This is a genomic window from Streptomyces sp. SID14478, from assembly GCF_010548525.1.
Taxonomy (GTDB): Bacteria; Actinomycetota; Actinomycetes; order Streptomycetales; family Streptomycetaceae; genus Streptomyces.
Map to the genome: position 1 here is coordinate 1 of NZ_JAAGMG010001118.1, position 2,987 is coordinate 2,987.

Annotated in this window: 2 protein-coding genes; both read left to right on the forward strand. The window is 71.1% G+C overall.

Features of this window, described 5'->3' with window-relative positions:
* Positions 1–226: 226 nt before the first annotated feature.
* Positions 227–718: an HPP family protein gene (locus tag G3I40_RS36110; RefSeq protein WP_164559060.1), complete on the forward strand. Its 492-nt coding sequence runs from the start codon at positions 227–229 to the stop codon at positions 716–718.
* 239 nt (positions 719–957) lie between these two features.
* Positions 958–2,604, forward strand: a complete 1,647-nt coding sequence (locus tag G3I40_RS36115) for an ABC-F family ATP-binding cassette domain-containing protein (protein ID WP_164559061.1) — start codon at positions 958–960, stop codon at positions 2,602–2,604.
* Positions 2,605–2,987 lie beyond the last annotated feature (383 nt).

A 2,987-nucleotide genomic window follows, 5' to 3' on the forward strand; every position in this document is an offset into this window, starting at 1 on the left:
GCCTCGGCCTGCACGGTCGTCCTCGTCGACCCGGCGACGGCGCCGCGCACCCTCAGCGCGGACACGCTCGCCGCACTGCGCACGGGAACCGCCTGAGTCTCGGTGATGGGCCGAGGGGAGGTACGCAAATGTGCCTCAGAGGCAAATGATGCAGTAGTCAATCAACAGTTTGTTTAGTCTCTGGGTCCCGCCACGTCCCCGCCCCTGCCGCCCGGAGCCCTCCCTCATGTCCACTCCCCCGCCCACCGCCGGCGAGCGTCCCCATCCCCTGCACGCCCTGCGGGCCGGCGCCTTCGCGACCTGCGCCCTGTTCCTGCTGGTCGGCGTCGGCGTGCTGCTGCGCCAGCCGCTGCTGATCCCGCCGCTGGCGGCCAGCGCGGCGCTCGTGCACGGGGCGCCGGGGCTGCCGATCTCCCAGCCGCGCAACCTCGTGGGCGGCCAGCTGCTCTCCGCCGTCATCGGGTTCGTCGCGCTGACAGTGACCGGGAGCAACGGCTGGAGCGCCGCACTCGCGGGCGGCCTGGCGCTCGGCGCGATGATGCTGACCCACCTGCCGCACTCCCCCGCCGCCGCCACGGCCGTGATCGTCGTGCTGCAAGCCCCGCACCCGGTCCCGTTCCTGCCGCTGCTGGCGCTCGCCACCCTCCTGCTGGTGGTGATCGGCATGCTCCCCGGCCGCATCGGCGGACACCCGGTGCGCTACCCGCTGACCTGGTGAGCGCCGAAACCCGGCTGCGTGACCCGCGTCCTTCCTGTTACCGTCGTGGGACCTTCCGCGTGAGTTGAGGAGACCGGACATGGCGGGTGACGACGACATCTCCGGATGAGATCCGGAGCTGACAGGCCATCGACCGATGCTGACGTGACGCATCGCCGTCATGGCCTCGAAGTCGTCCCCTTTTCCCTGTTCCGGGTCGCTCCGTGTGCCGACCCGTCTCTCACCCGAGGTCCCCCTTCGTGTCAGACATCTGCGTCATCTGCTCCCACTTGTCCTTCTCCTGGCCGGACGACACCCCGGTCTTCGACTCCCTGTCGTTCACGGTTCCCGGCGGCCGCACCGGTCTGGTGGCACCCAACGGCTCCGGCAAGAGCACCCTGCTGCGGCTGATCGCCGGCGAGCTGCGCCCCACCGCGGGCACGGTGACCGTGCACGGCACGCTCGGCCACCTCCCCCAGACCCTGCCCCTCACCGACTCGCTGACGGTCGCCGAAGTGCTCGGCGTCGCCGCGGTGATCCGGGCCCTCGACGCCGTCGAGTCCGGCGACGTGGCCGAGGAGCACTTCACCGTCATCGGCGACGACTGGGACATCGAGGAACGCACCCGCGCCCAGCTCGACGCCCTCGGCCTCGGCGGCATCGCCCTCGACCGGCGCCTGGGCACGCTCAGCGGCGGTCAGGCCGTCTCGCTCGGGCTCGCCGCCCAACTGCTGCGGCGGCCGGACGTCCTGCTGCTCGACGAGCCGACCAACAATCTCGACCTCGACGCCCGCCACCACCTCTACGACGTGCTCGAACAGTGGCACGGCGCACTGCTGCTGGTCAGCCACGACCGGGAACTCCTCGACCGCATGGACCGCATCGCCGAGCTCCACGCGGGCGAACTGCGCCTGCACGGAGGCAACTTCACGTCGTACGAGGAGACCGTGCGGGCCGAGCAGGAGGTCGCCGAGAAGAAGGTCCGCAACGCCGAGCAGGAGGTGAAGCGCGAGAAGCGCGAGCTGCAGCAGGCCCGCGAGCGCGCCGAGCGCCGGGCCGGCAACGCCGCGCGCAACCTCAAGAGCGCCGGTCTGCCCCGCATCTTCGCCGGAAACATGAAGCGCGGCGCGCAGGAGTCCGCGGGCCGGGCCGGCCAGACGCACGCGCACCGGGTCGGCGAGGCACAGGCCCGCCTCGACGCGGCCGGGCAGGCACTGCGCGACGAACCGCTGCTCGCCGTGGACCTGCCGGACACGAAGGTTCCGGCCGGGCGGACGCTGTTCCTCGGCGAAGGGCTGCGGGTCCGCCACGGCGAACGGGACCTGTTCGGCAGCGAGGGCGTCGACCTGACGGTGCGCGGCCCCGAGCGCATCGCGCTGACCGGCCCCAACGGAGCGGGGAAGACCACCCTGTTGAAGGTGATCGGCGGCGAACTCGCACCGGACTCCGGAGACCTCAGGCGGGCCGACGGACGCATCGCCTATCTGTCGCAGCGCCTGGACCTGCTCGATCCCGAGGCCACCGTCGCCGAGAATTTCGCCGGGTTCGCCCCGCACCGGCCGGAGGCGGAGCGCATGAACCTCCTGGCCCGCTTCTTGTTCCGCGGACCCCGCGTGCACCTGCCCGTGGCCGCACTGTCCGGCGGCGAGCTCCTGCGGGCCACCCTCGCCTGCGTACTGTGCGCGGAACCGGCGCCGCAACTGCTGCTCCTGGACGAGCCGACGAACAACCTGGACCTGGTCGGCGTCGGCCGGCTCGAGAGCGCGCTCGCCTCCTACAAGGGCGCGTTCGTCGTGGTCAGTCACGACGAACGCTTCCTCACCCGGATCGGCGTCGAGCGCAGACTTCGCCTGGCCGACGGACAGTTGACACAGACGGCCGTCGAGGGGGCCGCCGACCGTGTCTGAACCCGCGCTCCTCGCCCACGAACTGGTCCGGACCCTGGGTGCCCGCCGCATCCTGGACGGCTTCGGCCCCCGCGCGGACTGACCTCGCGCGGGCGGCGCGGTGGGGCGGGAGCAACATCCCCGCCCCACCGCGCCGTTCGCGCCAAATCGACCGCACTTTTCACGCTTCCTTCGAGCCGCAACGCCGTGTTAACCCAGCGATCACCTTTGCACAGCTAATCTTCCTCTTGACCTTCGATTGACCAATCGTTGGTTTCTGCTTGACGCTTGAGCGGCCGGGAGGAGGGCGCGTGTTCCGAGGTGGGAAGGCTCGTACGTGGGTGGTTCTCGTCCTCGCCGCCCTGCTGGCACTGCCGTTGCTCTCCTCCGCACAAACCTTCACT